Here is a 5,762-nt window from a genome sequence, read left to right on the forward strand (position 1 = left end):
GCCCGTTGAACTCATAAAAAGCACTCCCGGCGGTAATGGCGGGATCTCTGTAGAAAGCTGAGTCAATAACTCGGGAAAGCCAACAACGATGTCGCCTGCACGCAAGCCGCCGTTACGAACATGGCTATAGGCTTTGAACCCTCTTATAACGGGAATATCGACGAGATTAGGTAATAACACAGTAAACAGGAAGCCATAAATGTGATGGCTGGGAACTAAGGAGACCACTCTGTTAGGCGATATGTCGTATTCATTATTAAAAATACGTATAAACGCATTAGCTTCCTCAACCAAAGTGCTCCATGAGTGTTCACAAGCCTTAGGTTGTCCTGTACTGCCAGAAGTCGTTACGGTTAAATTTTGAGAGTGAACTTGTCGTGACTTAAGCACCACTTCAGCCCATTCGGACAGACTGTGGCGACGTAAGAGATAGTCCTCGACTCCGCTGTCTCCCATGTGGAAAAACTGGACAACCCGCCCGGCCAGAGCAAGCCTTTCCAGAGAGTCTACCGCAACAGCTTCGTCGCCATCGTCTTTTGTGACCTGGTTTTTCGATATCAAATAATCGTCTTCGTGCCACTGACGGCGCTTCCAATGCTCGCTTTCAGCCGGACGCATTCTGGAGAGCTCATCGGCGATAAGATCGCCGATGACAGTTACAATGAAGTGGTGATTAAGTGAGTTTGCCACGTTATAGCCGCTTAACAAACACCCAGTAGGTATCCCCTGTCAGGGCTTTTTTCATGTGAACTTTGACCTTAGTCGGCTTCATTTCATAGTCAAAAACGTATTCGAACATGGTGTTCAGGTCGCCATTTTTTACGCCCTCATCGAAGCGGCCTTTAAACTCAGGGCTGTTGGTACAAGGAGCCACTTCTTTAAAAAAGTTTTTACCAACAACAGCACCCGGATCGCGACCTGTAATATCGCCTTCAGCGGCATTGTACTGGATGATTTTGCCACTGCCGTCGAGCTGAATCGCGCCAAACGCAATGTCGTTTAATTTGTCATCTGACATTTTCGCCAGAGTATTTTCAATATCATCGGAACCGAACTGAACAATTTCCATAGTGTTACCCTTATTTGTAATGTTCCTTCTAATAGTCGTTCCCGAAACCTTTGGATCATAATTCTTAACACTTCTTAAAGTGAAATTAGGGACAAGCAGGTCTATACTTGTTTCCAGGTCAATAATTAAGGATGAAGAAAATGCCCAGAACGCCTAAATTTCACCGGGAAACAGCGCTTAATAATGCGCTCAAGCTTTTCTGGCGCAAGGGATATCATGCGACCTCGATGAAAGACATCGAAGAAGAAATGGACATGAGGCCAGGAAGTATTTACGCCGCCTTTGGTAACAAGGAAGCGTTATTTAAAGAAACTCTGGAAAAGTTCGCTGTGCTTGCAACGGAAGAGTTTGAACAGACATTGGCTCAAAGTTCGTCTATTTTGCAGGGTATCAGTTTGTACCTTCGCAATATAGCGGTAATGACATCTAATGAGTCGCCGACGAAAGCCTGCATGTTAGTGAAAACTTTGCTTGAGTTCACTCCGGAAGACAAGACGTTTAGTGAACCTGCCAAAGCTTATCTGGACGAGTTTGAGCGCGGCTTCACCGATGCTTTCAAGTTGGCGCAACAGCGTGGAGAAATTGGTCGGGCTCAGTCTCCCGAACGTCTTGGTCGCTTGTTGCAAACGAATGTTATTGGGTTGCGCACCATGGCGGGACGAGGTTTACCTCAGCAACAGCTAGAGAGTTTGGCCGATGACATTATTGCGAGAATTATTCCCGCAAGTTAAATAAGCCTTTGTAACTCTTGGGGTTAAAGCGCCAGGTTATCAGCAAAATTAATAAGCCAACAATGATGTGTAGTTGCCAGCCTAAACTGTAGTTGCCTGAAACATCTCTGAACCATCCGGTTAAAAGCGGCATGAGGCTGGCAAACATAAAGCCTATACCCTGCATAAAGGAAACCAGACGCCCGGCCTGCACTGGGTTATCGATATGGTCCAGTGCCATAACAATGCACAGCGGAAAAGCGCCACCTAAACCAAAACCGCACAGAGCGGACCATAACCACGGAGCCGCTGTCGGAAACCAACTGAGTCCGGCAAACCCCACCATTTGGGTGATAACCGCTAGCATTAGCCAAAAGCGTCGGTCTTGTGTTCGAGATAAAGCTGGCAACAATAAAGCGCCAATAACCTGAACTAAAGAAAACAGTGCCAGTAAATTTCCGGCTTTTTGTGCTGGCCAGTCAAACTCCGCGTAAAAAGGTGCTATCCAGGCAATGAACCCTGCATAGCCTGCATTAACCAGGGCAAAGTAAATACCGAGCAGCCAGGCCCGTGGATAACGATGAGCACGCAAAAGCAGGTGTCTTGGAGGGATGCTGGCTACCGGAACCCGGTTAAAAGGGAGATACCAAATGACGAGCACCAGTAAGGCCAACAGGGACCAGCTTCCCAGAGCCTGGAACCGTTCAGGTAGTAAGTTTGCGGCCCAGGGGGTGGCAACGGCGCCGAGTGCAGCACCGCCCATCAGTGCAGCAGACCAAAGACCGGTGACCATGCCTAAGCGATTCAGATACTTTTGCTTGGTCAGCTCAGGGATCACAATATGAAGCAGTGCAATACCAACCCCTCCAACCAGGGCACTACTGATTAAGCTTATATTTGTCGGTTCAAATAAGCGTACTAGCAGGCCTGCGCAAAGTACAAGCAGGCCAAGACCTATGCCCTGCTTATAACCTAATGCTGTCGTTACCCGGCCAGCGAATAACGCCATTAAACCAATCATTAAGATGGGCAGTGTGGTCAGTAGCGAAACTTCACTAAAAGACAGTTTGGTAATGGTTTGCAGTTCGTCGGCAAGAGGTCCTACCGAGGTTAGCAGCGGGCGTAGATTGAGCCCCAGCAACACCAGAACCAACAGGCCGAAAAAGAGGGGAAGTTTTGATGGTTTCGCCACTGGCGCTGATGAAGTCTGCAAATTAGTACCGCTGCTGCGTAAAAGCCATACTCTACTCAATTTTCATCGCGGTGTGAAACCGTGTTATTATTTCGCGCCAACAGTGATCGTCCGTTTCTTAAAAAGAGAACCCGTTATGACCGCGTCTCCGGTGTTAGGGAATTTGTTTATCATTGCGGCCCCCAGTGGCGCAGGCAAGTCGAGCCTGATACGGGCTTTGTTGGAAAAACACCCCGATCAATCCATGCAGGTATCTGTATCGTCTACTACGCGTGCTCCGCGCCCAGGTGAAGTGCAGGGCGTCCACTACCATTTTCTCAATACTGACGAGTTTGAACAGCGTATTGATGCGGGTGAGTTTTATGAATGGGCACGTGTGTTCGGCAATTATTATGGAACCTCTCGTAAAGTCGTCGAGTCCTTATTGGCTGAAGGCAAAGACGTTTTCCTCGATATTGACTGGCAGGGCGCGCAACAAGTTCGTGAACACCACCCTGAAGTGCGATCGGTTTTTATTGTCCCCCCAAGCTTGGATATTCTGGAAGAAAGGTTGCGATTCCGAGGTCAGGATTCCGACGAAGTTATTGCTGAGCGCATGGCAAAAGCTCAGGCAGAAATGTCGCATTATCATGAGTTTGACTACTTACTGGTAAACGATGATTTTGATAGTACTCTGGCATCGCTGGAGCATATTGTCTTTGCCCAACGGCATAAAATGCCGCACCAACAAGTAAGATATTCAAAGGTATTGAAGGAATTGCTTGGATCATAGGGCTTAATTCCGTATAATTCTTAGCCTTTCGAAAAATACGACTCACGCTTTATTTGGAGTAAAACCATGGCTCGCGTAACTGTAGAAGATGCTGTAGACCGTGTTGGTAACCGTTTTGATTTAATTTTGTTAGCTTCACGCCGCGCGCGTCAGTTGGCTAATGGTAAAGAGCCATTAGTTGAAACAAAGAACGAAAAGCCAACTGTTATTGCTTTGCGTGAAATAGAGCAAGGTCTTATCGACAACGAACGTCTGGACATCGAAGATCAAGCCGCTCAAAAGCAGCAAGACGCTGAAGAACTGCGCGCCGTAGATGCGTTGCGCGGTATCGAATAAAAATTTCTATTCGCCAACGGCATCAATGCCGTTGGCAATTCTATCAAATCCCCTTATTCTGAAAGTATATTCATAAGTCCGGTGTGACCCGGGGAGTTATCTGGTGTACTTATTTGAAGGCTTAAAGGCTCAAGTTAGTGAGTATCTTCCATCTGAGCAGGTGGAGCGTATTCGTGATGCCTTTGTTGTAGCAAATGAAGCCCATAGTTCGCAAAAACGCAGCAGTGGTGAACCCTATATTACTCACCCGGTTGCCGTAGCCAGTTTGCTTGCGGATATGAAGCTGGATTGTGAAACACTCATGGCTGCCTTACTGCATGACGTGATTGAAGATACCGAAACCAGCCGGGAAGACCTGGCCGAGCGCTTTGGCGCAACGGTTGCCAGTCTGGTCGAAGGGGTTTCTAAACTGGATAAACTTCAGTTTAACTCTAAAGAAGAAGCTCAGGCGGAAAACTATCGCAAGATGATTATGGCGATGGTGCAGGATATTCGGGTTATTCTGATTAAACTGGCTGACCGCACCCATAACATGCGCACTATTCAGCACCTCCGGCCCGACAAACGCCGCCGCATTGCCCGCGAAACCTTAGAAATTTATGCGCCGTTAGCGCACCGTCTGGGTATGCACGATATTAAAAACGAGCTGGAGCAATTGGGTTTTTGGGCGTTGTATCCCTGGCGCGGGAAGTTGCTGGAATCGGAAGTTAAACGGGCACGGGGTAATCGACGTGAGTTTACTGAGCGTGTACAGAGTGAAATCAACTCCCGGCTTGAAGGCAATAATATTAAAGCGCGGGTGTCCGGCCGTGAAAAGCATCTGCACAGTATTTACCGCAAAATGCAGGCCAAAGAAGTTAAGTTTGAACAGGTCATGGATATCTATGCTTTCCGCGTCATTGTGGACAGTGTGGATACCTGCTACCGGGTTCTTGGCGCGCTGCACAATTTGTATAAACCCATTGAAACGCGGTTTAAAGATTATATTGCAATTCCTAAGTCAAATGGCTATCAGTCGCTGCATACCTCTTTAAAAGGCCCACACGGGGTACCGGTAGAAATTCAGATCCGTACTGAAGAGATGGATCTTATGGCTGACCGGGGTGTCGCGGCGCATTGGATGTACAAAAAATCTGATGACTCCAGTACTACCGCTCAGGTGCGTGCCCGTAAGTGGATGCAGAGCCTGTTAGAGCTGCAGCAAAGTGCCGGTAACTCTTTTGAGTTTATTGAAAGCGTCAAATCTGACCTGTTCCCCGATGAAATTTACGTATTCAGCCCGGACGGACGTATCACCGAATTACCTCAGGGCGCTACGGCAGTAGACTTTGCTTATGCGGTACACACCGATATTGGTAATACGTGCATTGGCGCCAGGGTTAATCATCGCACTTATTCATTGAGTAAACCGTTAGAAACAGGGCAGACGGTTGAGATAAAAACAGCACCGAACTCGCGTCCTAATATTGCCTGGTTGAACTTTGTCGTAACCGGTAAAGCACGAGCGAAAATCCGTCAGTACCTGAAAAGCCAGGAAGCTGATGAAGCGCAGCAACTGGGTGAACGTTTACTTCGCTCAGCGCTTGGGCAAGTCAGTTATGACGAAATTCCGGAATCGGAATTTAACCGAGTGTTGCAGGAAACCAAAATTGATACCCGCGAGAACCTGTTAAAGCAAATTGG

The 5,762-nt window shown here is 47.7% G+C and carries 6 protein-coding genes and 1 pseudogene; 4 read left to right on the forward strand and 3 right to left on the reverse strand.

The window, feature by feature from the left end:
- Positions 1-690 (reverse strand): annotated as a pseudogene (locus B3180_RS01250) (4-coumarate--CoA ligase); the annotation flags it as partial.
- A 1-nt stretch (position 691) separates the two neighbouring features.
- Positions 692-1,069 carry a photoactive yellow protein gene (gene pyp, locus B3180_RS01255; RefSeq protein WP_054490088.1) on the reverse strand — a complete coding sequence of 126 codons (378 nt, stop codon included), beginning with the start codon at positions 1,067-1,069 and terminating at the stop codon, positions 692-694.
- 140 nt (positions 1,070-1,209) lie between these two features.
- Between pyp and B3180_RS01260 the strand changes: the two genes are divergently transcribed.
- Positions 1,210-1,800, forward strand: coding sequence for a TetR/AcrR family transcriptional regulator (locus tag B3180_RS01260; protein ID WP_199493786.1), 591 nt, complete (start codon positions 1,210-1,212; stop codon positions 1,798-1,800).
- Here B3180_RS01260 and B3180_RS01265 read toward each other — a convergent pair.
- The gene (locus B3180_RS01265; RefSeq protein WP_244994786.1) at positions 1,784-2,971 is read right to left on the reverse strand and encodes a cyanate transporter; all 1,188 of its coding nucleotides are present in this window, start codon (positions 2,969-2,971) and stop codon (positions 1,784-1,786) included. The genes B3180_RS01260 and B3180_RS01265 overlap by 17 nt on opposite strands.
- A 136-nt stretch (positions 2,972-3,107) precedes the next feature.
- On the opposite strand from B3180_RS01265, the gene gmk reads away from it, so the two are divergent.
- The 3 genes from gmk to B3180_RS01280 form a co-directional block, all read left to right on the forward strand.
- Positions 3,108-3,743, forward strand: coding sequence for a guanylate kinase (gmk, locus tag B3180_RS01270; protein ID WP_199493787.1), 636 nt, complete (start codon positions 3,108-3,110; stop codon positions 3,741-3,743).
- A 66-nt stretch (positions 3,744-3,809) separates the two neighbouring features.
- Positions 3,810-4,079, forward strand: a complete 270-nt coding sequence (gene rpoZ, locus B3180_RS01275) for a DNA-directed RNA polymerase subunit omega (RefSeq protein ID WP_011235607.1) — start codon at positions 3,810-3,812, stop codon at positions 4,077-4,079.
- Positions 4,080-4,182: 103 nt separating this feature from the next.
- The coding region (locus B3180_RS01280) for a RelA/SpoT family protein (RefSeq protein WP_286842477.1) at positions 4,183-5,762 on the forward strand (1,580 nt) is incomplete at its 3' end.

Source organism: Idiomarina sp. UBA4206, from assembly GCF_002383015.1.
Taxonomy (GTDB): domain Bacteria; phylum Pseudomonadota; class Gammaproteobacteria; order Enterobacterales; family Alteromonadaceae; genus Idiomarina; species Idiomarina abyssalis.